Here is a 433-nt window from a genome sequence, read left to right as displayed (position 1 = left end):
GCTGGGCATTGCGCTGGCGATCTTCACAACGTCGGCCGTGGTGGCCGTGGCGACCATCTCCAACGACAACCTGCAGGACCTGAAGACCGGCTGGCTGGTCGGGGCCACGCCGTGGCGCCAGCAGGTGGCACTGCTGATCGGCTGCGTGGCGGGCGCGGCAGTCATCTCGCCGGTGCTGGAGCTGCTGTATAACGCGTATGGCTTTCCGGGTGCGCTCCCACGTGCCGGCATGGATGCGGCGCAGGCGCTGTCGGCTCCGCAGGCGACGCTCATGACGGCCATCGCCACCGGCATCTTCACGCACCAGCTGCAGTGGAACATGGTGATTGCGGGCATCGTGATCGGCGTGCTGCTGATCGCGGTCGACTGGGCGCTCAAGCAACGCGGCGGCGTTGCGCGGCTGCCGGTCCTGGCAGTGGGCATCGGCATCTAT

Annotated in this window: 1 protein-coding gene; it reads left to right on the top strand. The window is 67.9% G+C overall.

Annotated elements, in window-relative coordinates; genetic code table 11:
• The coding region (locus D7V93_RS44125) for an OPT/YSL family transporter (protein WP_208723394.1) at positions 1–433 on the top strand (433 nt) is incomplete at both ends.

Source organism: Corallococcus llansteffanensis, from assembly GCF_003612055.1.
Classification (GTDB): Bacteria; Myxococcota; Myxococcia; order Myxococcales; family Myxococcaceae; genus Corallococcus; species Corallococcus llansteffanensis.
Note: the sequence above shows the minus strand (reverse complement) of the source record. Positions and strands in the feature narration are given on the sequence as shown.